The following is a 25,563-nucleotide window of genomic DNA, read 5'->3' as shown; positions in this document are numbered from 1 at the left end:
GGTCGCCTTTTTTGTTGCCTTAGAATATCAACATGACCAAGACACCAAATCCGGCAGACTATGCGATGAATGTTGCAGCGCCCCCAGGATTTGATGCACAGGCTGTACCAATTCATGAGGTCCGTTCTCATGAGAAGAAGGTGGCATCAGAGTTGCTCTTGCCATCAGGGTTACGGGCACGTTTTCAGTCACCTCCACCATGGCAGCCAGAAATCACCGATGAAAATCGTCATGTGATTGCGTCAGACATAATTGCAAAGCGACAGGCTGCTGGAAAGGTGACTAAAGCAGCAGTGCTTATTCCGCTAATCCTAAAAGAGGATGGTTTGTCAGTTTTGCTCACGCAAAGAACAAATCATTTGCATGATCATGCGGGACAGATTAGCTTTCCGGGTGGTCGCATGGATACCGAGGATCAAAGTCCCGTTGACACCGCTTTGCGTGAGAGCAAAGAGGAAATTGGTCTTGAGTCTGGTCGAGTCGAGATTATTGGCCACTTACCCCAATATTTAACTGTTTCTGGCTATAGCGTGACTCCAGTAGTAGGATTGGTACAAGCTCAGGCAGAATATGTCTTAGATGCGTTTGAGGTAGCAGATGTATTTGAAGTGCCCCTGAGTTTTTTGCTAGATCCTGCTAATCATCAAGTTAGAGTGTGGCAAAGTGAGCAGGGTGGACGTCGTTTTTATTCCATACCTTATGAGAACCGCTTTATTTGGGGTGCTACTGCGGGAATGTTACGTAACCTTTATCATCTATTAAAAGTATGACTTTCTTTTCTATTCTCTTCGCCCTCATTGCCGAGCAATATCGTCCGGTAACTTCAAGCCATTGGATTGCGCGCATATGTGCTCGCTGGTTAGATTGGATTGCCGCTGAGTTCGGTGGCAAGACAGAGGAAGGTGCAAGTCCGGTAGGCGCTCGTATGGCATGCTTAGTAGCTTTCGTGCTACCAACCTTTTTAGTGTTCATTGTGTATGTCACTTGTATGGTGACTTACCCAATCTTAGGTTTCATTTGGAACATCGTTATTGCTTATTTGTTCTTTGGCTTTCGTCAGTTCAGCCATTCTTTTACTGCTGTTCACGAAGCAATTGAAGCGCATGATCTACCTGCTGCTCGTGCAGCCTTAGGTGAGTGGTACGGTCCAGAGTTTGATGTTTCTAATCTGACTGAGACAGAAGTGATTTCCCTGGCACTAGAGCGCGCCATCATTGGTTCACATCACCATGTCTTTGGAGTATTGTTCTGGTTCATGATGCCAATGGGCCCTGCGGGTGTCGTGTTATATCGCTTGGCTGATATTGCATCTCAACGTTGGTCTGAGCGTGGCGACTTCAATTTAAGTGAGGCTGCTCGTCATTTCTTCTATGTTTTGGATTGGGTTCCTGCACGTATTACTGCCATGGGCTTTGCCATTGTTGGTAATTTTGAAGGCGCTGTGTACGGCTGGCGTTACCTTACGCAAAAATGGTCAGACTCTTTGTCTGCAGTGATTTTGGCGGCAGGTAGTGGCGCATTGGGTGTTCGCTTGGGCGAGCCAATGAGCGAGCCTGATAGTGATGAAGCATTGCGCATGGCTGAAGCAGGTGAACCAGTAGTTTATGAGGTAGGTCTTGAGCCTACTGAGCGTACGATGCGCTCTGCAGTGGGCTTAGTCTGGCGCTTAGTTATCGCTTGGATGGCTTTGTTGCTAATGCTGACCATCGCTCTTTGGCTTGGCTAATTCCTTGAATTTGAACATCGGCTGTTTTTGAATCCGAGTGCAGCTGTCTAAATAGCGCCAGTCTTTCTGGCGCTATTTCGTTTCTATCTACCGCTTCTCGCACTGCGCAATCAGGCTCAGATAAATGTGCGCAATTATGAAAGCGACATTTCCCTAAAAGATCTTTGAATTCTCTAAAGGCATGCTGTAATTCACTCACAGACATGTGCGCCAAACCAAATTCTTGGAAGCCCGGTGAATCAATGAGGGCGCCAAGCTTACCTGTTTCGTCTCTACCCCAGGCTTCCGGTAATTCAAAGTAACGACAGGCAGTGGTAGTGTGCTTGCCAGTATCGAGACGAACTGAATATTCTTGGGTGAGTGCAGCAGCATTTGGTATCCAGGCATTTAAAAGGCTAGACTTGCCCATGCCTGACTGACCTACAAAAACAGAGACTTTACCCTGCAGAGCTGTTCGCAATGCATCAATCGAGCTTGGATCAAATTTGGCAGATACTTCACTCACGGGATAGCCCATGCGTGCGTAGGGCGCAATGATTTTTCGAGCCTGCTCTAAGTTATCTTTGAGGTCGCACTTGTTGAGCAAAATATGTAGGCCGATTTGATTTGCTTCAGCTGCTACGACCGCTCTGCCTAAAAGGTCCGGTGAGAAAGCTGGTTGTGTTGCGAGCACCACTAAGATCTGATCAACATTTGATGCTATTAACTTGCTCTTGAATGCATCTGAGCGATAGAGCAGATTTTCTCGAGGCTCAATTTGGATGATTCGCGCTTGATCAGCTGAGGTCATCTCCAATAGCATGCGATCGCCTACAGCACCGATATGTTGCTTAGCTGGAGTGCTCACCTGAATGAGTGGGCCATCAGGTGACTCTTGCCCACTGGCATCAGCAAGCAAACGTTGCGCTAAATAGTGCCTTCCATAGGAGGCAATGAGTAGCGCATGAAACCGTTCCATCATTAAGAGCTAAACCGTTGTAGGTTGGCAATGCGTAAAGGAGCAGGGGGATGTGAGCTATAAAAAGCGGTATAGATCGGATCAGGTGTTAGTGTCGATGCATTATCTTGATATAACTTCACTAGCGCGGTAATCAAATCTTTTGCAGAGGACTTTTGAGCAGCAAAGCCATCGGCTTCATACTCATGTTTACGAGATGCCAAACTAGAGAGTGGTGTGAAGAAAAAGCTAAAGACCGGTGATACCAGCATGAAGAGTGCTAAAGCCAAGCCACCGTTATAGCCGTTGAGGTTAGGCATCACACCTAGGTCAGTGTAGAACCAGACCTGAGTGCTGACCCAGCCTAAAAGAGCAAACATCCCAAAGCTCAAAGCAAACGAAACCAGCAAACGCTTGCGGATATGGTTGCATTTGTAATGACCAAGCTCATGTGCCAATACAGCCTCTACTTCGCCGGGATTAAGTTTCTCAATCAAGGTGTCAAAAAATACAATGCGCTTTGCTTTGCCCATGCCAGCAAAAAAGGCATTGCCATGTGCGCTGCGTTTGCTGCCATCCATAACAAACAAACCCTGGCTTGCAAAATCACAGCGTGCAAGTAGTGCTTCAATCTGAGTTTTTAAAGGACCATCTTCCAGGGCTTGAAACTTATTAAAGAGGGGCGCGATAAATGTAGGGAATATCCACTGCATCAGCAAACTAAAGACAGTTAATACTGCCCATGCCCATAACCACCAGAAATCTCCCGCTTTAGCCATTAAGGTCAAAATCACCCAGAGGAGCGGTACACCAATAGCACCGCCTACAGATATTCCTTTGAACATATCGGAGAAAAATAGTTTCTTTCCCATACGATTAAAGCCAAAGCGCTCTTCAAGATGAAACTGCTTGTACCAAGAGAAAGGAATATCCAGTACTCCGGAAATAAGCACAATCGAAATGAGCAAGGCCATTTGCTGAGCAATGCCTATACCCAACAGTTGGAGGAGTGCCATGTTCAAAATCTGCAATCCACCCAGCAAGGTAAAGCCAATTAAAATAATGGCGCTGACCCCATTCTCTAAAATACCTAGGCGTAATTTAGCGATGGTGTAGTCAGCCGCTTTTTGATGTTCGGCTAAAGTCACTTTTTCAGCGAAATCTGCAGGGACGGTATCTCGATGAGCCGCTACATAGCGAATTTGACGTTGGGACAGCCAGTGGCGTAAGCCAAAACTAGCGATAAAGGCGATTAGGAAAATAATTGTGAATGTCATGAGATCATTATAGATATGAGCGAGCAAACTAACATTACAGCAACCCCAGTAAGCAAGATGGCGCCAGCCAATGAACACCTCATTTGGGTGGATATGGAAATGTCGGGTTTAAACCCAGAAACCGAGCGGATTCTGGAAATTGCCATTATTGTGACCGACGCTCACCTTAATACCATCGCTACAGCACCGGTTTGGGTAGTGCATCAAGAAGATGCAGTTTTGGACGCGATGGATGCCTGGAATAAGGGAACTCATGGCCGCTCTGGTTTGATTGATAAAGTAAAGGCATCCACTGTGGATGAGGCTACTGTTGAAGCAGAATGTATTGCCTTTTTGAAAAAATATATTAAGGCGGGTATTGCGCCAATGTGTGGCAATACGATTGGTCAAGACCGACGCTTCATGGCAAAGTACATGCCAAAGTTAGAGGCGTACTTTCATTATCGAAATATTGATGTATCTACATTAAAAGAGCTGTGTAAGCGCTGGCATCCTGAGTTGGTGAAAGGCTTCACTAAGAATCAAGCTCATACGGCCTTGGCTGACATTGAAGAATCCATTGAAGAGTTAAAGTATTACCGTGAGAAATTTATTGTGCCGCTTCCTCAGTAGTGGCCAAACAGTCATCACAAGAAAAGAAAAGGTCCGCAGTGCGGACCTTTTTAGTTCAAGTCAGTGGATCTCAGGATTTCTTAATAGCACTCTTTGGTCGAAAGACCTTAATCACCGCTTCGTCGGTTTCTATGTACGGGCCGCCAATCAGGTCAATACAGTAAGGTACTGCAGCAAAAATTCCGGGAACCATAGATTTGCCATTTTCATCTTTAAGACCTTCCAGCGTTTCCGCAATCGCCTTCGGTTGTCCGGGTAAGTTGATCACTAAGGCAGCATGGCTATCGATCTCCCTGAGTACGGCAGTTTGTCGGGACAAAATTGCAGTGGGTACAAAGTTGAGGCTAATTTGACGCATCTGCTCGCCAAAACCGGGCATTTCACGGGTTCCGGCATCAAGTGTTGCCTCAGGGGTGACGTCTCGTCTAGAGGGTCCTGTGCCGCCCGTGGTGAGGACCAGGTCGCATCCTAGTTCATCTACGAGCTCTACGATGGTCTCAGTAATGACTTCGGATTCATCGGCAATCAGACGCTCATGGAAAACACAGGGATTGCTAATGGCTCTCGTAAGCCAGGTTTGTAAGGCTGGAATGCCTTCATCCTGGTAAACACCTTTACTGGCGCGATCGGAGATGGAAATGAGGCCAATTTTGACCTCATTTGGGCTATTTCGCTTTAGGGCTTCGGTATGCTTCATGTTTCTATTCTAGCTATTATTAGGGCATGTTTACATACACATCTAACCAGTTTCAAGAAATCATCGATTTCATGCTCAAAGAGGCCAAAAGGAGAGGAGCCTCAGATGCAATAGCGGAGATTTCCGAGGGGCAAGGTTTGTCCGTCACAGTTCGCAAAGGTGAAGTCGAGACGATCGAGCAAAGCTTAGACAAGCAAGTGGGTGTGACTGTGTTTTTAGGGCACCATCGCGGCAATGCCAGTACGAGTGATTTTTCTAAAGAGTCTTTGAAGGCAACGGTAGATGCGGCTTATCACATTGCGCAACATACCGCAGAAGATTTATGCGCGGGTCCTGCTGAACGTGAGCTCCTAGAAAAAAATCCCCTTGACCTAGATTTGTTTCATCCGTGGAATCTGGATGCTGCACGTGCTGTAGAAATTGCCCGCGTTTCCGAGGGTGCAGCTTTTGCAGTGAGTAAGCAAATACAAAATAGTGATGGTGCATCAGTATCAGCCCATCATGCGCATTTCATGATGGGAACATCTCATGGGTTTATGGGCGGCTACCCATTTTCTCGTCACTATATTTCGTGCGCACCGATTGCAAGCTCAGGTGGCAAGAAGGCGCATATGCAGCGCGATGATTGGTATTCCAGCTCGCGGATTCCTGAAGAGTTGGCTGATCCCGCTGCAATTGGAGTGTATGCAGCGCAGCGAGCCCTGTCACGTCTCAAGGCAAGATCGTTGACGACTCGGCGTTGCCCAGTGATCTTTGAAGCGCCCTTGGCTGCGGGTTTATTGGGTGGCTTAGTACAAGCAGTATCCGGCGGTGCTTTATATCGTCGCTCCAGCTTTCTTCTAGATAGCTTAGGTAAACAGGTATTACCAAAACACATTAGCTTGTTTGAAGACCCACACTTAAAATCAATGACTGGTAGTGCTCCATTTGATGAAGAAGGTGTTAAAACTTCTGCAAGAACAGTGGTGGATAAAGGCATCCTAGAAGGTTATTTCTTATCCACCTATTCCGCACGCAAGTTAGGAATGAAAACTACCGGCAATGCTGGCGGCTCTCATCACCTTACGCTCAAAAGCAAGAAAACGCCAAAAGGTGGTTTACCTGCTTTATTGAAAGAGATGGGTACTGGCTTGTTAGTAACGGAATTAATGGGCCAGGGCGTCAATTACGTAACCGGCGATTATTCACGCGGTGCATTTGGTTACTGGGTTGAGAATGGTGAAATTCAATATCCCGTTGAAGAAGTAACGATTGCCGGTAACTTGCGCGATATGTTGATGGATATTCAGTTGATAGGTAGCGATACCCTAATCCGTGGCACCAAAGAAACGGGATCCATTTTGCTGGGCTCTATGACAGTTGGTGGAAAATAAAAACAGAAAAAACAGAAGCAAAAACAGAGGTAAAAAACAGACTTAATTTTTTAAAGGGAGTGACGGTAATGCAAAGACGTTCATTTTTAAAGAAAGCCACTATTGGTGCTGGCGCTGCAGCTTTGGCTGCTCCGTCAATTGCACAAAGTCTCCCAACTCTAAACTGGCGCTTGGTATCGAGTTTCCCAAAATCCTTAGACACCTTATTTGGCACACCAGAAATTTTTGCTAGTGCCTTACGCAAGGCCACAGACGGTAAATTTAATGTCAAGGTATTTGCGGCAGGTGAGGTGGTTCCAGCGCTTCAGGTTTTGGATGCGGTGCAGAACGGTACGGTGGAGTGCGGACACACTGCGAGTTACTACTATCTAGGTAAAAACAGCGCATTCATTTTTGATACTGCCGCACCATTTGGTATGACTGCTCGTCAACAGGCAGCATGGATGTTGCATGGTAACGGGATGAAGTTGATGCGTGAACTCTATGCCAGCTACAACATTGTTAATTTTATGGGCGGCCAGACTGGCACACAAATGGGTGGCTGGTTTCGTAAGGAAATTAAATCTCCAGAAGATCTTAAGGGGTTGAAATTCCGCATTGCTGGTTTTGCTGGGCAAGTACTTGCTAAGCTTGGTGTTGTCCCACAGCAACTTCCTGCGGGTGAGATTTATTCTGCATTAGAAAAAGGCACCATTGATGCCGCTGAATTTGTTGGACCATATGATGATGAGAAATTAGGCTTAGCTAAGGTAGCAAAAAATTACTACTATCCTGCTTTTTGGGAGGGTGCTGCCGGACTCTCTTTCTTAGTTAATAAGAAGCAGTGGGATGCTTTGCCGCCTGCTTACCAGGCGGCTTGGGAGGCGGCCTGCTATGAGGCGCATGTGGATATGTGCGCGAAGTACGACGCACTCAATCCACCCGCATTACAGCGCTTACTGCAGAATGGCGCGGTCCTACGTAAGTTCAATGCCTCGGTGTTGGATGCTTGCTTTAAAGCCAGTCAAGAAACGTATGCGGAAGAATCTGCAAAAAATGCACAGTTTAAAAAGATTTTTGATGACTATCGCGCATTCCGAAATATGGAAGCGCAGTGGTTTAACGTCGCTGAACAAGCATTTGCACAGTACAGCTTTAATAAAAAGTTGTGATAGTGTGGCATCGTAATAATAGGGCTCCTAGTGAGCCCTATTATTTTTTGATGAGCCTACGTTTGACGGTATATATGTTGAGGGAGAAACTCTTGCCGATGGTCTACACCTCGACATTAGGAATCTTTTTTACATTCATCAATTTTGAAAAGTTGGGTCCTTATGCCTATTTGGATTTGCTGATAGCCAGTATCAAATTAATTACAGATGGTCTTATTTAGCCCCTAATACTTCTTGCAAGAAGCGCGATATATCCATGAGCTCTTCATGATTGACAGAGTGCTCCATAGGGTATTCATTCCAATCTACTTGATAGCCCATTTTTTCTAATAGGGCATGTGATGCTTGAGCGCGATCAAGCATCACTACCGGATCATAGGTGCCGTGCGCCATAAAGATAGGCGTATGAGTATTGGCTGAGTGCTTTTCGATATTGGTGGTTAATGCCAGTGGTAAGTAGCCCGATAGCGCAATGATCCCAGCAAGCTTATGTGGAAAACGGAGGCCGATATGCAGAGCCATTGCGCAGCCTTGTGAAAAGCCTGCTAAGACAATCTTGTTGTAGGCAATACCGCGACTTGCTTCTTTTTCAATTAGCTCCATGATTGCCGCTGCTGATTTCTGAATACCAGCTGCATCTTCTTGATTCATGAGATCTCTGCCGATGATGTCATACCAGGCTGGCATCACATACCCACCATTGACGGTCACAGGCATGCTCGGGGCACTCGGAAATACAAAACGAATGCCGGGGCACCCACTCAGCTTTAGTTCGGGGACAATCGGCACAAAGTCATTTCCATCAGCGCCAAGGCCATGCAACCAAATAACGGCCGCGCTTGGGTTTGGGGTGGTTTCTAGTTCAATACAAGGGAGCATATTTATTCTCTCTATAGGATGTCATTCCAGCATTATCGACTCATCCATGCTCCCTAATAGTGGTTTGAAGTCTGAACGGGTCTAAAGGTGGTTAGAATCCTCAAATAAACCCCATTTCTATAGGCCATCAATGAACTCTACAAAGCTAACTAACTTTATTTTGGGGGCGATGGTCTTGGGCGTGCTGGTTGGTTATCTTGTGAATCTCTATGGCGCAGGAACGCCTTTTCCTGACCAGTACGTGCTGTACATCTCCATCCTGACAGATGTGTTTTTGCGATTGATCAAAATGATCATTGCCCCCTTGGTATTTGCCACCTTAGTTGTGGGTATAGCCAAAATGGGAGATGCTTCAACTATCGGTCGAGTTGGCTTAAAAACCTTTGCCTGGTTTATCTCCATGTCACTTGTCTCTTTGCTGCTCGGCTTGGTGATGGTCAATATTCTGAAGCCGGGTATTGGTGTGGAATTAACCTTGCCTGCAATTGAGGCAAGCACTGGCCTTAGTAAGGCTAGCTTGAATCTTCCAGAGTTTGTCAGACACATTTTTCCAGTAAGCATCTTTGATGCGATGGCTAAAAATGAAATCTTACAAATCGTAGTGTTTGCTGTTTTCTTCGGCGTTGGCGCGGCAGGTATGGGCGCGCGGGCGGATGAGTTCATTCGCAATTTAGATATGCTTTCACACATCATGCTGAAGATTACAACAGCAGTGATGAAGCTAGCCCCTGTAGCAGTATTTGCCGCGGTGTCCTCCGTTATTGCTGAGAATGGCGTCAGTATATTGATGACCTATGGAAAATTCATGCTGAGTTTTTATGCTGCAATTTTCACCTTATGGATAGTCATTATTCTGATTAGTTCTTTAGTGCTGAAAAATCGTACTTGGACTTTAGTCAAGATGTTGCGTGAACCAGCCTTACTTGCTTTTACAACCGCAAGTTCTGAAGCGGCTTATCCAATGACTTTAGAGAGAGTTGAACGCTTTGGTTGTAAAAACAAAATTGCTTCTTTTGTTTTGCCTGTGGGGTACTCATTTAATTTAGATGGCTCGATGATGTATTGCACATTTGCCGCCATCTTTATTGCGCAGGTATATGGCATTGAAATGGAGTTGAGTCAGCAGCTCTTAATGTTGTTGGTGCTCATGATTACCTCCAAAGGGATAGCTGGAGTGCCGCGTGCCTCATTAGTGGTGATTGCTGCAACCTTATCGCAATTTAATCTCCCGGAGGCGGGGGTTTTATTAATTCTTGGGGTGGATCATTTCTTGGATATGGCACGCTCAGCAACCAATGTATTGGGTAATGGTTTAGCAACCGCCGTGATCTCTAAATGGGAAGGCGAATTAGACAGCTAGGTAAATGCCCTTAAATGAATCCCATTTCCATCGAACTCAGGTGTAAGATCGTTTCATTGAATTGATCTAGTTAGGGAGGGGCGTAATGAAGCCGTTTTATATCGACTATCCCCAAGAGAAAATTGAAGAGCACCAGCATGCTTACCGCTGCCTTCATTGCAAAATTCCGACCACAATCATTTTTGGGTTGCTCGAGAATCACGCTGAACATTGCGATTACCGAATCCATCAAAGTAAATGGACGCAAATGGAAGCAAAGCTCAGGCCTCATCAGACACATTTTGATGAACTTCATGTTGACGAGGTAGATTAATGAAAACGTACCCTATTGCACTGGAATTAACCGTTTGGGAAGATCTCGGTCTCAATCAATATGAGGTGACGATCGATGAGGCATCCAAGATTTCCATCAAACGTACAGATGATGTTCTGCGTACACGAGATCTAACGGGGAACGAGGTAGGTGCTTTGATTGCTGCCATTGAGTCTTTAAGAGTGCCCGTCAGTGAAGAGTCTTTGAGCGGTCAGGGCAATAAAGTCTTAACGAGTTACGAGTTAATAGTGGAGTCTGCCCACTTTTCTCTTGAATTTAACTGGGAAGATGTTGATACCAATGGAGCGAATTCAAAAGCATTCGAATCTGTTGCAGCATTGGCAGCCGTAGTAGTGAGTCTAGATTTAGCCCACTAAAATTTGGACTAAGCCTCCGTAACTACAAATTCCCCTAGCGATACTTTTTCTCTAAATTGAGAAAATGAGAATAGGGCTTTTATCCTCTTTGTGTTAATCACCTCAATTTTTCCGTCGGGAGTGAGGTTAGCCAGATAATCCCCTTCGGGAAAAAGTGCCCCAGGAATACATTCTGTCTCGAGTATTTGGGCTGGCAATACCAGGCTCTTTGTGATTTTGATGCGCATGACACATCTTAAGTTTTAATAATTAGAACGATATTTCGTTTTGCACAAAATCCAAATAATTTGCACCATTTGGGTGTTTGCATCGGAAACCCTTTGCTGCTCATGAACACAGCGGGAATTACATACCCCATTGAAATCAGGAAGCAGAATTTGCACTTAAAGGGTGCAGGGATTTGAATAATTCAGTTACTTTAGTCGGGCACTTTTCCGTGTTTTTTCATAAAAAGCGTTGGGCTTACTCTTAATCCACTGGATAAATTTCATCATCTCTGGATGCTCTCTGAGGATCTGGGCATGATGGTATTGCTGCGCTAATTCAGTTTCAGTAAAAAGAGCATGAATTTGCTTGTGGCAAATGCGGTGAAGATACTCAGTAGTTTTTCCACCTTTGGATTTGGGTATAAGGTGGTGGGCATCTTTCTGCGAGTCCGGAATGGCCCGATCGCAAATTGGGCAAATGATTTCCGTAGCTTGTCTCGAGAATGATTGATTCAAAACAATCAGTTTTTGGCGAATTTTTCCAATCATGAGGTGCGTTTAGGTATGTAGTCGGTCAATGTAGCGGGCTCAAACCAGTTTATTGAATAAGTCTTAAACTTGCAGGGTGCCAAAACAGAATCCTAAAACCCTCGCCGAACCAGAGTTGTCACGTCTCATTGAGATGGCCTGGGAAGATCGCACACCCTTTGATGCCATTGAGAAAAGCTTCGGCCTTGGTGAGCCTCAGGTGATTGCTATTATGCGTAGAGAGCTCAAGCGCAGCTCCTTTGAACTCTGGCGTAAAAGGGTTGCCGGAAGAGCGACTAAACATTCGGCCTTGCGCAGTGAAGAAGTGACCCGTGCTTATTGCCCAACGCAATATAAAAACAAATGAAGCATCCAGCGGGACATCCTAAACGTTTAGTTCTGATTCTTGGCGATCAGCTCGATTTACAAAGCAGCGCCTTACGAGACTTTGATCCTCAATCAGATGAAATCATCATGGTTGAGTCAGCCAACGAGGCGCAGTATGTTTGGACTCATAAGGCCAAGATTGCTTTATTTCTGAGTGCAATGCGTCACTTTGCCAATGCAATAGAAAAACTAGGCTATCCGCTCACCTATATCACTAGCTCTCCGCTGTCGATCGTTGAGGCTCTCAAAGAGCGGATTCTGCAGACAAAAGTAAAGACCCTAGTTTGTGTTGAGCCAGGTGAGTGGCGTTTAAAGCAGGACATTGCAGCTTTAGCAAAAGACCTCAATATTCAACTGGAGATGCGTGAGGACGATCACTTCTTTTGCTCGCGCCAAGAATTTATGGAGTGGGCTGCTAATAAGAAAGAGCTCCGATTGGAGTATTTTTACCGCTTGATGCGCAAGAAGCACAATATTTTATTGGATTCCGAAGGCAATCCCGAGGGTGGTCAGTGGAATTTTGATCAAGATAATCGCAAGCCTTATCCCAAAAAGGGTCCTGGCATTATTGATGCCCCAGCTGCCTTTGAAGTGGATTCCATAACCCAAGAGGTGTTAGCGTTTGTGACGAAGACTTACCCAGATCACCCTGGGTCATTAGAGTCATTTAATTGGCCAGTCACTAGAGAGCAAGCAGTGCAAGCGCTCGAATATTTTGTTGAATATCGTTTGAGAAACTTTGGTGTATATCAAGATGCTATGTGGACAGATACTCCATTCGGCTGGCATTCTATTTTGTCTTCTGCTCTTAACTTAAAGTTACTGAATCCTCGTGAGGTGATAGATGCAGTTTTGATCGCCTGGAAAAAGTATGCTTTAGATATTTCGACTATCGAGGGATTCATCCGGCAGATATTAGGCTGGCGTGAGTTTGTGCGGGGGATGTATTACCTTGATATGCCACAGATGGCGCAGGACAATTTTTATCAGCACCAGAATGCTTTACCGAAATGGTATTGGACTGGAAAGACGCAGATGGCATGTATGAAAGACGCCGTTGGCCAAACGCTGGAATACGGCTATGCTCATCATATCCAGCGCTTAATGGTTACCGGTAACTTTGCACTTCTAGCAGAAATATTGCCACAAGAGGTCTGCGCTTGGTATTTGGCGGTTTATGTAGACGCTATCGAATGGGTTGAGCTACCAAACACTGCAGGTATGGCTTTATTCGCAAATGGTGGCAGGTTTACGAGTAAGCCTTATATAGCCAGTGGCGCCTACATCAAGCGAATGAGTAATTATTGCGGCTCCTGCAAATATAAGCCTGAGGTTCGTTATGGCGAAGAGGCTTGTCCCGTGACTACCTTGTACTGGAATTTCTTGATCAAGCATCGAGAGCAATTTGAAGCTAGTCCAAGAACTAGATTAATGACTGCAAACCTCAAAAGAATCAGTGACGAAGACCAAAAAGCAATTACGCTTCACTCAAAAAAGATACTGAGTCAACTTGATGATCTCTGATGAAAATGAAAACATCATTTAAGGGCAATAAAAGTTTTTTACCAAGCAAGATTTGTGTTGTTTGCAAAAAAGAGATGACTTGGAGAAAATCCTGGGAAAAGAACTGGGAATCCATTAAATACTGTTCAGATGCCTGCCGGAAGAAAAAGCTCCCATAGTATTGAGATGATGCATTCAGAGTCTATAAGTCCATCGTCAGTGATTTTGTATTCTTATCGTAGATGCCCCTATGCTATGAGGGCTCGTATGGCTTTGAAATATGCCGGTATTGAGCTTGAGCACCGTGAGATTGAGTTGCGCAATAAGCCTCAATCCATGTTGCAGGCATCCCCCAAGGGAACTGTCCCCGTCCTCTGTGTGGGTGACTTAGTCTTGGATCAAAGTATTGACATCATGCACTGGGCAATCAAGAGGTCTGATCTAGATGACTGGGGAGAGGTGGATGATGCCATCGCCCAAGTTTGGATTGAGAAAAACGATGGCCCATTCAAGACTTTATTGGACCAATACAAATATCCCAATCGATTTCCTGAGTTAAATCAAGAAGCGGTTCTACAGGATGCATTGGAGTTGATGCTGTTGCCGATGGAAAAATCACTGCAAGCACATCCATATTTGCTCGGAAGCAGCATGACTTGGATAGACGTGGCTATCTTTCCATTCATTCGACAGTTCTCGATGGTTGATCCAAGGCGATTTGAGCAACTACCTATACCTGCTACCAAAAAGTGGCTGATTAAACATTTGGAGTCTGAGTTATTTAACTCAGTGATGCATAAATACTCAAGTTGGGTTGATTAATAAATCTTCTTAGTCTTTATTAAATCGACCACTTAACTTATTGATCGATGATGGCTTGTATTAGAGGGTGCTGAATTTTCTTTTCTGAACGAATGGCATAGAAGTACTCGTATATGTTGTCACAGATACCTAGTAACTCACTTCCATAGATATCCTTTAAGTCCTTTTCGATTAGTTTTCCTGCTGGAAAGATACCAAGTCCGCTGGCTGCAAAGGTCTTCATTAAGGCGCTGTCTTCAAACTCGCCCACAATATTCGGGGTGATGCCATTTTTACTTAACCACTGGTCAATTAATGATCGCACGGTGGAGTGTGGTGTAGGCAGCAGCATTGGAAGATCGTTGAGGCAATCAGGAAATTTGTCTTTACTTTTCTTGATGAGTTGCTTAGGCATGTACCAAGCAATTTCAGTTTTAGTGAGCTCTTGGCTATAAACATTCAGATTTTTATTGTTAGGAGCAGGCCGGTCAGCTAAAACAATATCCAGGCGATGCAGGGCAAGGTCTGCCAATAAATCTTCAAACTCTCCTTCATGTGCTATCAGCTGTACATTCTTATTTTTTAGAACGGGCTCCATTAATTGCCTGGTCACAAATTTTGGTAAACCATCAGAAACTCCAACAGATATTTTTATTTTTGGGGATTTGGCGGCATCTCTTATCGCCTCCGGTAGTTTTTCACCAATGGAAAAGATTTGATCAGCGATTTCTAAGGCCACAAACCCAGATTCTGTGAGGGTGATTCCCCGACCCGCGGGCTTGAACAACAGATATCCAAGCGATTTTTCCAGTTCATGTACTTGGGCGCTAATTGTTTGGATGGCCATATCTAGCCTCTCCGCTGCTTTAGACATGCTGCCCTCTTTGGCTACAACCCAGAAATAGTAAAGGTGGCGATAGTTATAGGAATTGGTCATATTCAGTTTTTTACGAAATTATTATCAATATATCTCTGCTTTTAGCTAAACACAAATACTTCTAAATTAGCCCCATGGAAAGTCATGGAATTCATGCACTTTTTCTTCAATGTTTTTATAAAAAGGAGGTGATTCAATTGGAACTATTTAGCCCTGAGTTTTTTTCCGCGCTACTAGCAATCATAGTAATTGATCTGGTTTTGGCCGGAGATAACGCTATTGTGATTGCGATGGCAGCAAAAAATCTGCCCGCCCATCTTCAGAAGAAAGCAATTGTCTGGGGTGCAGTAGGTGCGATTGCGGTGAGAAGTGCAATGACGCTTGTAGTGGTGTATCTACTGAATATTCCAGGCTTGATGTTGGTTGGTGGCCTGCTTTTAGTGTGGATCGCCTACAAGTTACTTAATCCGGCTAACGAAGGAGAGGATGGCAAGGATCATGCGTCCACTAGTTTTTGGGGTGCAATGAAAACTATTGTGATCGCTGATGCAGTAATGGGTTTAGATAATGTATTGGCGGTAGCTGGTGCATCCCATGGTAGTTATCTTCTTGTAGTGCTGGGTCTGCTGATCAGTATTCCAGTGGTAATTTGGGGTTCAACCCAGATTCTGAAGCTGGTTGAGCGTTATCCGTCGATCACCTATTTAGGTGCTGGCGTACTGGCATGGACGGCTGCCAAGATGATGATCTCAGAGCCTTTTGTTCGCGAGTTGCAGGTATTTCAGAACCCTGTTTTTGACTATGCAGTACAAGCAGTTGTCATATTAGGTGTTTTGTTTGGCGGCTTTATTAGAAGCAAGCTAGCTCTTGAAGAAATCATTGCGCCAGCTGAAGTGGAACCCGTTGTATCTCAAACGCTGCCTGACGAGCAGTCACAAATCCTAGGAGGTAGTGTAATGAATAAGATTCTTGTTCCAGTAGATGAGTCCAGCAATTCAATGATGGCGCTTAAACATGCGGTCAATGCTTATGGCGGAGATCCTGAGGCGCACTTTCATATTTGTAATGTGCAGCCGACGCTTCATACCCATATCCGTAAATTTTTAAATAAGAAAACAATTGCTGAGTGGCAAGAAGAGCGTGCAAAGATGGCAGCCCAGTCTGCTACAGATTTTCTTGAAAAAGCGGGCGTGAACTTCTCTTTCTCCTATGCAACTGGCGACAAAGGCGAAGCATTGCGTGACGAAGCTCAGCGTTTGGATTGCAGTCGTATTGTGATTGGTACGGCAAAGAAAAATACCTTGAGCCGCTTATTTGAGAACTCCACTACCGCTAAATTGCTTGAAATCAGCGATATTCCGGTTGAGGTGATTACTGGCAAGTCTTTGTCTACCTTAGAACGTTGGGGTATCCCTGCGGTTGGCGCCAGCGCGGCGACTGCCCTAATGGCAGCTGTTATTGACTAGATTTAAGTGTTGTAAATCCTGCTGTTCTCTTTTGCCCTCCTTTGGAGGGCATTTTTTACTCTAATACTCAGTAAATAACAGAATTTATATCAATTTATGTCTGCTTTATTCAGAATGAATATTTCTCTATATTACGCATGTAGTGTTTATCAAAGGAGATGAATGATGGATGTCGTTTTAGAAGCTAAAGAGCCAATTGAGACAGAGTTCAAAACATTTACAGAGAATCGCGTGAAGTTTTCACTTAAAAGATTATTTTGGTTAGTGCGAAAAATCAAAGTGAGGTATTCCTTGGTAACTCAGGTAAAGACTGGCTGTAACCACCATTGCAGCATTGAGTTGCAAACCTTTGATAACCGCCAGATTGAGGTGAGCTTTACTGCAAGAGATCGACGGACTGCTTTGGAGATGGGTTTGAAAAAAGCTTACAAACACATGCAAAAGGCTTTTCATAAAGCACAAAAATATGGCCGCTTATCTCGGCAAGTGCATGTTTAGCCTAGAAACCAGCGTTTCAATTTAACTGTGATCTAATTGAATGAATAAACGGGGAGTAGCCTGCCCAGCAATGGGTCTCATATATCGTCATTACGGCCACCTGGTCCGGTATGTGGGTAATTTTTTAAGGCAAGACCATTTACTATTGAATAAATGGCTAAATATTGACTCTCTTCATCAAAATTCGCGGTTCTAGCATGTTTTTACGACCCTATGCCCCAAAATGGGGACGGTTTTTTGCCCCTCTATTAAGCTGGCTGGATAATTCACGTTTAGATACTTCACAAGTTGGGCGTATGAGGCTGTACCGTTTACTAGCTTTTGTTTTTGTTGGCACCTTCGTGGTGGCAAACGCTAGTGCACAGACTAAAAAGTCATTCACAATTAATGACTTAATCTCCATCTCTTTGGAGTCTAGCCCGCAGGTCCTTGCTGCAAGAGATCAGTCAAAAGTAATTAAAGGGCAGCTATCAAGCGCCAGGGCAATTCCAAACCCAGAATTTGAGGTGAGTACTGGTCAACAGCGATCTGTGACTGGACCATTAACCGTTGGCAATGTTTCATCCTGGTCTGTGACGCAACCATTGGATATGCCTTACACCCGCTTCCCTAGAGTCAATGCTGCTGAGGCCAATTTACGCGCTGCCGAGGCAACCCGAATTGCATTTGAAGTGGAAACGATTTCCAGGGTACAGCAACGCTTTTATGAATTGATGCGTCGTGAAGCAGAGCAAAAGGCAGCAGAAGAGGATATGAGTCTAACTAAACAGATTCGTGATCGTATGCAAATTCGTTACGATGTTGGTGAAACGGCGCGCTTCGAACTCATCCGAGTTCAAACTGAATTCCTCAATGCACAAATTGCAGCGGAGTCTAGTAAGTTGCGTGTAGAGCAAGCGCGCAGTCAACTACGTCAAGCAGTGGGCCATCAATTGCCTGCAGACTTCATCGTCGTTGTTGAGCAGCCCAAGACTGAGGTCTTGCCTTCATTAACTGTTTTGTTAAATGAGGTGCAGTCTCAAAGTCCTGAAATGCAGAAGGCGAAGGCGGAAGTAGAGGCTACCGAATCTAAATTGAGTTTTGAGAAAAACTCTCGCTTACCTCGTCTAGCCTTTAAAGCATCTCAATATAACGACCCTAACTTCACTGATCGCCTCTACGGCTTGCAGGTCAGTATTCCCATTTGGGATTTCAGGGGTGGGCAAGTGGCTGAGGCTGAAGCAAATGCCTCAAAGGCTAAAAATCAATTGAATGCTCAAAGTCAAACCTTGGATCAGCAAATGGAAACTGCTTATAAGTTATATCAAATGACCAGCTATCAAGTAAAGGTACTGAGCCAAGAGGTAGTGCAATTGGCTGCTAGCGCTCAACGGATAGCTGAGGTTTCTTATCGTTATGGTGAGCGCGGCATGCTCGAGTACTTAGATGCACAAAGAACTTTTCGTGCCGCTAGAAACGATTTAATTAAAGCCCGTTTTGATTTAGCTTCTGTAGTGACCGAGATTCAGAGATTGAGAGCGAGCCCTGAATGGCTGGCGAAGATAGAAAGTGGAATGCAATGAACCCAGAATTAGCGACATTACTGAAAAAGGTAAAGGTCTGGAAAACCTTTTTGGTTCGAAAGATTAAATTCCACAAGAAAGAATTGGTTGGACAGGTCATCCAAACCCAAAACCAGTTATACGCTCAAGCGCATCAATGGATCGCAGAGCATGTTCCTGCAGTCAGTGGTCGCTATGACAAAACACCGCCATGGTTTAAAAAAGGGATTTTTTATCTACCTTGGTTTTGCGCATTCATCATTATTTTGAATTACTTCAACGTCTTCGATAGAAGTCCGGCTATTAAGTCTGTACAAGATCCCAACGTCGTCGTGGTGAATGAAGATTTACACAAAATGATCGCTGATGGTAAGGCTCAGACTTCACCATTCGTAGAAGAGCTGCGTGCTTCAGGTCGAATTGATTTTAATGAGCTCAACTTATCTCGGATTGGTGCAAACGTCACGGGGCGTGTTTCTGAAATCTTGGCTGTGCCTGGTCAGATGGTCAAGCAGGGTGATGTTTTAGCCAAAATTACCTCTACTGAATTAACTCAATCACAGTTAGCTTATTTAAAAGCCAAGAGCGCGAGCCAGCTTGCGGATCAAGCAGCCAATCGAGCCAAAATTTTATACAAGGAAGATGTGATTGCCTTGGCAGAATTACAGCGGCGCGAGGCTGAGGCGAGTAGCGCAAAAGCAGAGTTCCGTGCTGCAAATGATCAACTCAGAGTACAGGGGATGGATCAGGTCAGCATTGATAAATTAGCTAAAACGGGCGTGATTGAATCTATCAACAATGTTGTTGCAACAATTCCTGGTGAAATCGTAGAGCGCAAGATTAATAAAGGCCAGGTTGTTCAGCCTGCGGATGCGTTGTTTACAGTGGCAGACCTGAGCACTTTATGGGCGATTTCTGAAGTTCCAGAGAGTAATTCTTATTTGATTCATAAGGGTCAAAAGGCATCTTTGATTATTCCAGCCCTACGTAATCAAGAGATTGATGGCGTAGTCGCTCATGTGGATTCCATTGTCAATCCACAAACGCGTACGGTTGTTGTGCGCATGGAGCTTGCCAATAAAGAAGGTCAGATTAAGCCTGGCATGTTGGCAACTATGCTTATTGAGAGTCAGCCAGTCGATAGATTGGTAGTGCCTTTGGGTGCCATCGTACGAGAAGATAATCATGATCACGTCTTCGTGAGATTGGATGACGATACTTATCGTATGGTGCCCGTCAAACTAGGCCCTGAGGGCAAAGGCTTCCGTCCAGTGATCTCCGGCTTAAAAGAAGGTCAAGAAATTGCTACTGAAGGTGCATATCATCTAAACACTGAACGTAAACGTCAATTGAGTGGTGGATAACGCATGATTGAAAGAATCGTTCGCCTATCTCTACAGCAACGCCTATTGGTGGTCATTATTGCCATCGTACTGCTCGTTGCTGGATTATTGGCAACTAAGCGATTATCTGTGGATGCTTTTCCAGACGTAACCAACGTACAGGTACAGATCGCCGCAGAGGCACCCGGTAAATCTCCAGAAGAAGTAGAGCGATTTGTCACCATCCCAATTGAATTGGGAATGACCGGCTTGCCTGGTCTCACTGAGATGCGTTCTTTAAATCGTAACGGCATCTCTGTAATTACCTTGGTGTTTACTGAAAAGACCGATATTTACTTTGCGCGTCAATTGGTCACTGAGCGACTGATTGAAGTTGCCTCAAAAATGCCGGTCGGCATTACTCCTGTTTTAGCCCCTCCGTCTACAGGCTTGGGTGAGGTTTATCAGTACACCTTAGATCATCCTTCAGATCGTCATCGTGAGCTTTCTGTAGATGATCTCTCGGATCGCCGTGCTGTTCAAGACTGGATCGTGCGGCCGATGTTGCGCTCTATCCCTGGGGTTGCTGAGATTAATACGCAAGGCGGATACGCAAGAGAGTATCAAGTATTGGTAAATCCAGAGCGCTTACGTCATTACCAAATTAGTTTGCATGAAGTCTATCAAGCTTTAGCTAGAAACAATGCTAATTCTGGAGGTGGTCAATTACCGAGTTATGCAGAGCGCTATTTAATTCGTGGTCTAGGTTTAATTACTAAACCGGAAGATATTGGCAAGATCATTCTCAAGGAAGTGAAGGGAACGCCAATCTATGTCAAAAACGTTGCTGAGGTCACTATTGGTAGTGAAATTCGACAGGGCGCAGCCATTAAGAATGGCTATACCGAAAGTGTTGCCGGCATTATTCAGATGATTCGTGGCGGTAATGCGCGTGATGTGGTCAACCGCATCAAGCTCAAGGTTGAAGAAATTAATGAAGGCAAGTTACTGCCAGATGGTTTGCAGATTGTGCCTTTTTATGACCGCACTGATTTGGTCAATGCTGCCATGTTTAACGTGGCCAAGGTGCTGATTGAAGGCGTCATTCTCGTCATTATTTTGCTATTCCTTTTCTTGGGTGACGTGCGCTCCTCTCTGATTGTGGTGGCTACCTTGTTACTAACGCCACTACTTACCTTCTTAGTCATGAATCGCTATGGCATTTCAGCGAATCTCATGTCATTAGGCGGTCTTGCGATTGCAATTGGCATTATGGTTGACGGCTCCGTGGTGGTAGTGGAGAACACGTTTGCCAAATTGGGTGAGCGCCTCAAGTCAGGCGAATCTAAAAATAGGATCATCTTAGAAGCAGCATCTGAAGTGGGTACACCAGTACTCTTTGGTGTGGGCATCATCATTTTGGTGTTTATGCCACTCCTCTCGCTAGAGGGAATGGAAGGCAAGATGTTTGCTCCAATGGCTATTACGATTGCCATTGCTTTAACTATTTCCCTGATCTTGTCTTTTACCTTATCACCTGTTCTATGTTCATACATCCTGAAGGGTGGTGGCGAGGACGATACGAAGATTGTCAAGAAAATGCGTGCTCCCTACGAGCGTTGGTTGCATTGGAGTTTGGCAAATCCGAAGTTGGTCGTGAAGCGCTCCTTGATTGCCTTGGGAATTAGCTTAGTTGGATTTGTGTTGTTAGGTAAGGCATTTATTCCGGTGATGCAAGAAGGTTCTATTACTCCAGTGATTGTGCGCGCACCCAATATTTCATTGGATGAGTCCATTAAGTTGGAGTTTGAGGCGATCAAACGCATCATGACTATTCCGGGCGTGGAGATGGCGGTATCTCGTTTGGGTAAAGGTGAATCGCCCGCAGATCCTGGTCAACCGAATGAGTCCGATCCGATCGTGACCCTGAAGCCTCAAAGCGAACGCAAATTAAGTCAGGAAGAGATCGCCCAACAAATTCGTGAAAAGCTCAAAACCTTACCTGGTATTGAATTGGCTATTTCTCAACCGATTGCAGCTAGGGTCGATGAGATGGTCTCTGGTGTGCGATCACAAGTAGCTGTCAAAATTTTTGGTGAAGATTTAGCGGTTTTACAAAAGCTAGGCTCGCAAATCGGACAGATTCTGACCAAGATGAAGGGGAGCAATGACTTACGTATTGAACAAGCTTCCGGCCAAAACTATCTCAACATCAAAATTAACCGTGATGCTATTGCTCGTTACGGCATTAATGTTTCTGATGTCAATGAGGTTATTGAAACGGCCATTGGTGGCAAGCAAGCAAGTACTATTTATGAAGGGGAGCGTCGTTTCCCACTAGTCTTGCGTTATCCAGGCCCATACCGAAATAATATTGATGCAATCGAGAACATCATTTTGCATTCACCAGAAGGTGCTCAAGTGCTGATGCGAGATTTAGCAGAAATCACCTTGGTTGAGGGTCCTGCTCAAATCTCTCGTGAGTCTGGTAGACGACGTTTAGTCGTAGGTGTCAACGTGGAAGGACGTGACTTGGGTGGTTTTGTACAAGAAGCCCAAGAGTTGATTGCTAAGAATGTCGAATTACCCCAGGGCTATACATTGCAGTGGGGTGGTCAGTTTGAAAATATGCAAAGAGCGATGGCGCGTCTGATGATCATTATTCCGCTCACGATCCTAGCTATCTTCTTTTTGCTGTTTATGCTGTTCAAGTCTGTCAGGCTCGCGGGTTTAATTATTCTTGTATTGCCGTTTGCATCCATAGGTGGCGTATTTGGCTTATTCATTTCAGGTGAATATCTTTCAGTGCCAGCAGCTGTCGGATTTATTAATCTGTGGGGTATTGCAGTGCTCAATGGAGTTGTGTTGATTTCCTTTATTAAGCAGTTGCGCGAGGATGGCTACAGCATGGAGGATGCGCTATTGCACGGGTGTAATCATCGATTTAGACCGGTGATGATGACTGCTTCGGTAGCGATGCTGGCGCTCGTGCCAATGTTGTTCTCGGGTGGGCCTGGCTCAGAAGTAACTCGTCCCCTTGCGGCTGTGGTGATTGCTGGTTTAATCACCTCAACAGCCCTGACATTATTGGTACTACCCGTCCTGTATAGATGGTTTGAAGAGAAAGAGGTGGAAGCATGATGGAAGTGAAGGCGGTTATTCGCCCCAATAAATTACCCGCTCTCAGAACGGCTCTCATGGAGACTCCTGGTTTTCCGGGGATGACGGTTGCTAAAGTTGAGGGTTGTAGTGCGCCTGCTAAAACGAGCAAAGCCAATATTAAAGATGAGCTAACCGATTATTCAGCTAAGGTAAGAGTGGAGATCGTTTGCAACGATGAGGTTGCTGAGGTACTCATGGATAAAATTGTGACGGTCTGCCAGACGGGCCAAGTGGGTGATGGTGTGGTTTGGTGCACCGAAGTGCCAAGAGCATTCTTTATTGCTAAGACATCTGCTTAGTTGGCAAAATGTAAGACAGCCTTGAGCTGATCAGTTGAGTTGGTCACCACTGGTGACCAACTCAAAAATACTTCTGAAACCCTGAAAAAATGTCCGGAACTATTTCACTAATAAAACAGGTTGTTTAGCTGAACTCGAAACACGTTGCGCTACTGAGCCCATCAAGACATCCAGCAAACCACTGCGTCCTTTAGCGCCCATCACAATCATGTCAACTTTGTCTTTATTGGCTAGGGCAATAATCTCTTCGGAGATATGACCGCGTCTAATGGCCATATTGTGTTTAACCCCAGCGGCATCCAATACCTTCTGAGCTGGTTTTAATTCTTTTTCGCTGATTTCACGCAAGTAGTCATCAACTACGCTTTTAGATACAAATTGCTTTACATGGCTTAGGCCGATGTCATCATGGACGCTGACCAAAGTGACATTAGCAGGGCTACGAGAATTCTTAGCCAGCTTTACAGCATACTTGACGGCATTCAGTGAGGATTTTGAGCCATCTATAGGTAGTAGTATTTTCATTGGTTTTTTTACCCTTTCTTTATTTAGTACTGCATATTTTGAGTTTAAGACAAATATAGCAAGTGAACAATCATTGTTTTATGGTCTATATGGTCTGATAACAGATTCAAGACCATAGGCATCATCCTTGTCTTGCATCTCTTGAATGCTCTTCCTGAGTTTGCCAACCTCTTTACAGCTCATCTTCCGTAATTTCTTTGAGTCAATTCCATAGGTTTCTATTAGACGTCTGCGACGTGCGCTACATATCTGAAATCGAATGATCCAAAATAGTCCAAATAATGCTGGAGAAAGTAATAGAAGAAGGATAGTCATACATTCATACTATGCTTATTTCAAATCTACGTCATTTAAATGAGTGCTTGAGTAATATAGTCTGAATTCTTACTCAATATGGGCGGATTAAGAATGAATTCATTGCCATGAGTGGTAGTTTATGGATATTTACTATTAACTACCCTGTGAATGCTTAATATAATCATTAATAACCCTCGTGAAGAAGGGTAATTTCGTATAAAGACATATTCCAGGGGATGTCATGGAACCGTTAGCAGAGTTGAAGGTTGTGGAAATGGGGCAACTCATTGCCGGACCATTTGCCGCCAAAACATTGGCCGACTTTGGTGCTGAAGTTATTAAGATTGAGCCACCGAAAGTAGGTGATGCATTACGTAAGTGGCGACTACTAAAAGATGGCACATCTATTTGGTGGCAGGTGCAGTCACGGAATAAAAAATCACTCTCTTTGGATTTAAGGCAATCAGAGGCGCAAGAGATTGTCAGAACATTAATTCAAGAAGCGGATGTTCTGATTGAAAACTTTCGCCCTGGCACATTGGAGGGTTGGGGTCTTGATCCGGAAAAGTTATTAGAACTCAATCCAAAATTAATTGTTCTTCGCATTAGTGGTTACGGTCAGACTGGCCCATACAAAGATAAGCCTGGTTTTGGTGTGGTTGCTGAGGCGATGGGCGGCTTACGTCATCTGACCGCTGAGCCAGGCAGAGTGCCAGTGCGTGTGGGCATTAGTATTGGCGACACCTTAGCCTCTTTACATGGTGTGATTGGCATTTTGCTCGCACTGCAAGAGCGACATCACAGCGGTAAAGGGCAGATTATTGATATCGCACTATATGAAGCAGTATTTAACTGTATGGAAAGTTTACTTCCTGAATACAGCGCTTTTGGTGAAGTGCGTCAAGCTGCTGGCAGTGCATTACCTGGCATTGCCCCAACCAATGCCTATCAGTGTGCCGATGGTGGCTACGTGCTGGTAGCCGGTAATGGCGATAGTATTTTTAAGCGCCTGATGACAGTGATTGGTCGTGATGATCTGGGGAGTGATCCAAAGTTAGAGAATAACGATGGTCGAGTGAAGCGGGTGGTCGAGCTTGATCAAGCGATTGGTGAATGGGCTAAAACAGTGAGCACGGATAAGGCTTTAGAGGCACTAGATTCTGTTGCTGTTCCAGCCGGCCGAATTTATACCGTTGCTGATATTGCATGCGATCCACATTACAAAGCCCGAGAGAATATTCAAACGATTCAGATGCATGATGGTAGTCAGCTGGAGGTGCCGGGAGTCATTCCAAAACTATCGCGCACACCAGGTTCTATTAAGACCCTAGCCCCTGATATTGGTGAGAATACCGATGAGATCTTAAAGAGCATTGGCTTAAATGCATCTCAAATCACCTCCTTAAAAGAGCGCGGCATTGCATTTAAAAAATGATACAAAATCTAGAC

At 44.8% G+C, this 25,563-nt stretch carries 27 protein-coding genes and 1 pseudogene; 20 read left to right on the top strand and 8 right to left on the bottom strand.

The features are described 5' to 3' along the window. Positions 1–32: 32 nt before the first annotated feature. Both AOC20_RS07180 and AOC20_RS07175 read left to right on the top strand, forming a co-directional pair. Positions 33–770, top strand: a complete 738-nt coding sequence (locus AOC20_RS07180) for a CoA pyrophosphatase (protein WP_215359750.1) — start codon at positions 33–35, stop codon at positions 768–770. Beyond that, positions 767–1,726 carry a CobD/CbiB family protein gene (locus tag AOC20_RS07175; RefSeq protein ID WP_215359748.1) on the top strand — a complete coding sequence of 320 codons (960 nt, stop codon included), beginning with the start codon at positions 767–769 and terminating at the stop codon, positions 1,724–1,726. Before AOC20_RS07180 ends, AOC20_RS07175 begins: the two co-directional genes overlap by 4 nt. On the opposite strand, the gene rsgA is transcribed toward AOC20_RS07175, so the two are convergent. Both rsgA and AOC20_RS07165 read right to left on the bottom strand, forming a co-directional pair. After that, a complete protein-coding gene (gene rsgA / locus AOC20_RS07170) occupies positions 1,671–2,684 on the bottom strand; it encodes a ribosome small subunit-dependent GTPase A (protein ID WP_215362256.1) in 1,014 nt (337 codons plus the stop codon). The two genes, AOC20_RS07175 and rsgA, sit on opposite strands and share 56 nt — an antisense overlap. Before the next feature lie 2 nt (positions 2,685–2,686). Beyond that, a complete protein-coding gene (locus AOC20_RS07165; RefSeq protein ID WP_215359746.1) occupies positions 2,687–3,940 on the bottom strand; it encodes a M48 family metallopeptidase in 1,254 nt (417 codons plus the stop codon). 15 nt (positions 3,941–3,955) lie between these two features. Here AOC20_RS07165 and orn point away from each other — a divergent pair, with 15 nt between their 5' ends. Next, a complete protein-coding gene (gene orn / locus AOC20_RS07160) occupies positions 3,956–4,552 on the top strand; it encodes an oligoribonuclease (protein WP_215359744.1) in 597 nt (198 codons plus the stop codon). 70 nt (positions 4,553–4,622) lie between these two features. Here the strand turns inward: orn and mog are convergent, their stop codons facing one another. Next, positions 4,623–5,249, bottom strand: coding sequence for a molybdopterin adenylyltransferase (mog, locus tag AOC20_RS07155; protein WP_215359741.1), 627 nt, complete (start codon positions 5,247–5,249; stop codon positions 4,623–4,625). Positions 5,250–5,275: 26 nt separating this feature from the next. Here mog and pmbA point away from each other — a divergent pair, with 26 nt between their 5' ends. Together pmbA and AOC20_RS07145 are read left to right on the top strand one after the other, a co-directional pair. Continuing rightward, the gene (gene pmbA / locus AOC20_RS07150) at positions 5,276–6,622 is read left to right on the top strand and encodes a metalloprotease PmbA (RefSeq protein WP_215359739.1); all 1,347 of its coding nucleotides are present in this window, start codon (positions 5,276–5,278) and stop codon (positions 6,620–6,622) included. A 68-nt stretch (positions 6,623–6,690) separates the two neighbouring features. Beyond that, entirely contained in the window at positions 6,691–7,773 is a 1,083-nt protein-coding gene (locus AOC20_RS07145; RefSeq protein WP_215359737.1) for a TRAP transporter substrate-binding protein, read from the top strand. A gap of 213 nt (positions 7,774–7,986) precedes the next feature. Here AOC20_RS07145 and AOC20_RS07140 read toward each other — a convergent pair whose 3' ends face one another. Further along, positions 7,987–8,652 (bottom strand): alpha/beta hydrolase, encoded by a 666-nt coding sequence (locus tag AOC20_RS07140; RefSeq protein ID WP_215359735.1) that lies wholly within the window; start codon positions 8,650–8,652, stop codon positions 7,987–7,989. Positions 8,653–8,782: 130 nt separating this feature from the next. Here AOC20_RS07140 and AOC20_RS07135 point away from each other — a divergent pair, with 130 nt between their 5' ends. The 3 genes from AOC20_RS07135 (at position 8,783) to AOC20_RS07125 (ending at position 10,702) form a co-directional block, all read left to right on the top strand. Then, positions 8,783–10,012, top strand: a complete 1,230-nt coding sequence (locus AOC20_RS07135; protein WP_215359733.1) for a dicarboxylate/amino acid:cation symporter — start codon at positions 8,783–8,785, stop codon at positions 10,010–10,012. Positions 10,013–10,097: 85 nt separating this feature from the next. Continuing rightward, positions 10,098–10,325, top strand: coding sequence for a hypothetical protein (locus AOC20_RS07130; protein WP_215359730.1), 228 nt, complete (start codon positions 10,098–10,100; stop codon positions 10,323–10,325). Then, entirely contained in the window at positions 10,325–10,702 is a 378-nt protein-coding gene (locus AOC20_RS07125) for a hypothetical protein (protein WP_215359728.1), read from the top strand. Before AOC20_RS07130 ends, AOC20_RS07125 begins: the two co-directional genes overlap by 1 nt. 413 nt (positions 10,703–11,115) lie before the next feature. Here AOC20_RS07125 and AOC20_RS07120 read toward each other — a convergent pair whose 3' ends face one another. After that, positions 11,116–11,457: an HNH endonuclease gene (locus tag AOC20_RS07120; protein ID WP_215359726.1), complete on the bottom strand. Its 342-nt coding sequence runs from the start codon at positions 11,455–11,457 to the stop codon at positions 11,116–11,118. Between the two features lie 76 nt (positions 11,458–11,533). On the opposite strand from AOC20_RS07120, the gene AOC20_RS07115 reads away from it, so the two are divergent. The 4 genes from AOC20_RS07115 to AOC20_RS07100 are packed head-to-tail and all read left to right on the top strand — an operon-like array spanning position 11,534 to position 14,148. After that, positions 11,534–11,803 (top strand): TIGR03643 family protein, encoded by a 270-nt coding sequence (locus AOC20_RS07115; RefSeq protein WP_215359724.1) that lies wholly within the window; start codon positions 11,534–11,536, stop codon positions 11,801–11,803. Continuing rightward, on the top strand, positions 11,800–13,347 hold the full coding sequence (locus tag AOC20_RS07110) for a cryptochrome/photolyase family protein (protein ID WP_215359722.1): 1,548 nt from the start codon (positions 11,800–11,802) through the stop codon (positions 13,345–13,347). The genes AOC20_RS07115 and AOC20_RS07110 overlap by 4 nt, the downstream gene beginning before the upstream one ends. Beyond that, on the top strand, positions 13,347–13,505 hold the full coding sequence (locus AOC20_RS07105) for a DUF2256 domain-containing protein (RefSeq protein WP_349814556.1): 159 nt from the start codon (positions 13,347–13,349) through the stop codon (positions 13,503–13,505). Before AOC20_RS07110 ends, AOC20_RS07105 begins: the two co-directional genes overlap by 1 nt. A 7-nt stretch (positions 13,506–13,512) precedes the next feature. Further along, complete coding sequence (locus tag AOC20_RS07100; RefSeq protein WP_349814555.1) at positions 13,513–14,148, top strand: glutathione S-transferase; 636 nt, start codon at positions 13,513–13,515, stop codon at positions 14,146–14,148. Positions 14,149–14,185: 37 nt separating this feature from the next. Here the strand turns inward: AOC20_RS07100 and AOC20_RS07095 are convergent, their stop codons facing one another. Next, entirely contained in the window at positions 14,186–15,064 is an 879-nt protein-coding gene (locus AOC20_RS07095; protein WP_215359720.1) for a LysR family transcriptional regulator, read from the bottom strand. Between the two features lie 137 nt (positions 15,065–15,201). Here AOC20_RS07095 and AOC20_RS09740 point away from each other — a divergent pair. The 7 genes and pseudogenes from AOC20_RS09740 to AOC20_RS07065 all read left to right on the top strand — a co-directional run. Next, positions 15,202–15,864: pseudogene (locus AOC20_RS09740) on the top strand (TerC family protein); the annotation flags it as partial. Between the two features lie 96 nt (positions 15,865–15,960). Next, positions 15,961–16,470 carry a universal stress protein gene (locus tag AOC20_RS09735; RefSeq protein ID WP_285896911.1) on the top strand — a complete coding sequence of 170 codons (510 nt, stop codon included), beginning with the start codon at positions 15,961–15,963 and terminating at the stop codon, positions 16,468–16,470. A 162-nt stretch (positions 16,471–16,632) separates the two neighbouring features. Beyond that, complete coding sequence (locus tag AOC20_RS07085; RefSeq protein ID WP_215359716.1) at positions 16,633–16,968, top strand: hypothetical protein; 336 nt, start codon at positions 16,633–16,635, stop codon at positions 16,966–16,968. Between the two features lie 296 nt (positions 16,969–17,264). Then, complete coding sequence (locus AOC20_RS07080) at positions 17,265–18,530, top strand: TolC family protein (protein WP_215359713.1); 1,266 nt, start codon at positions 17,265–17,267, stop codon at positions 18,528–18,530. Then, positions 18,527–19,873: an efflux RND transporter periplasmic adaptor subunit gene (locus tag AOC20_RS07075; RefSeq protein ID WP_215359711.1), complete on the top strand. Its 1,347-nt coding sequence runs from the start codon at positions 18,527–18,529 to the stop codon at positions 19,871–19,873. Before AOC20_RS07080 ends, AOC20_RS07075 begins: the two co-directional genes overlap by 4 nt. Before the next feature lie 3 nt (positions 19,874–19,876). After that, positions 19,877–22,972 carry an efflux RND transporter permease subunit gene (locus AOC20_RS07070; RefSeq protein WP_215359709.1) on the top strand — a complete coding sequence of 1,032 codons (3,096 nt, stop codon included), beginning with the start codon at positions 19,877–19,879 and terminating at the stop codon, positions 22,970–22,972. Continuing rightward, positions 22,969–23,292, top strand: coding sequence for a P-II family nitrogen regulator (locus tag AOC20_RS07065; protein ID WP_215359707.1), 324 nt, complete (start codon positions 22,969–22,971; stop codon positions 23,290–23,292). Before AOC20_RS07070 ends, AOC20_RS07065 begins: the two co-directional genes overlap by 4 nt. Positions 23,293–23,391: 99 nt before the next feature. Here the strand turns inward: AOC20_RS07065 and AOC20_RS07060 are convergent, their stop codons facing one another. Continuing rightward, on the bottom strand, positions 23,392–23,817 hold the full coding sequence (locus tag AOC20_RS07060) for a universal stress protein (protein ID WP_215359705.1): 426 nt from the start codon (positions 23,815–23,817) through the stop codon (positions 23,392–23,394). A gap of 78 nt (positions 23,818–23,895) precedes the next feature. Further along, positions 23,896–24,132, bottom strand: coding sequence for a hypothetical protein (locus AOC20_RS07055; RefSeq protein WP_215359703.1), 237 nt, complete (start codon positions 24,130–24,132; stop codon positions 23,896–23,898). A 223-nt stretch (positions 24,133–24,355) separates the two neighbouring features. On the opposite strand from AOC20_RS07055, the gene AOC20_RS07050 reads away from it, so the two are divergent. Continuing rightward, the gene (locus tag AOC20_RS07050; protein WP_215359700.1) at positions 24,356–25,549 is read left to right on the top strand and encodes a CaiB/BaiF CoA transferase family protein; all 1,194 of its coding nucleotides are present in this window, start codon (positions 24,356–24,358) and stop codon (positions 25,547–25,549) included. Positions 25,550–25,563: the final 14 nt, after the last annotated feature.

It is taken from the genome of Polynucleobacter ibericus (assembly GCF_018687955.1).
Lineage (GTDB): Bacteria > Pseudomonadota > Gammaproteobacteria > Burkholderiales > Burkholderiaceae > Polynucleobacter > Polynucleobacter ibericus.
The sequence above is the reverse complement of the archived record's forward strand: the minus strand, read 5'-3'. Positions and strand labels throughout refer to the sequence as shown.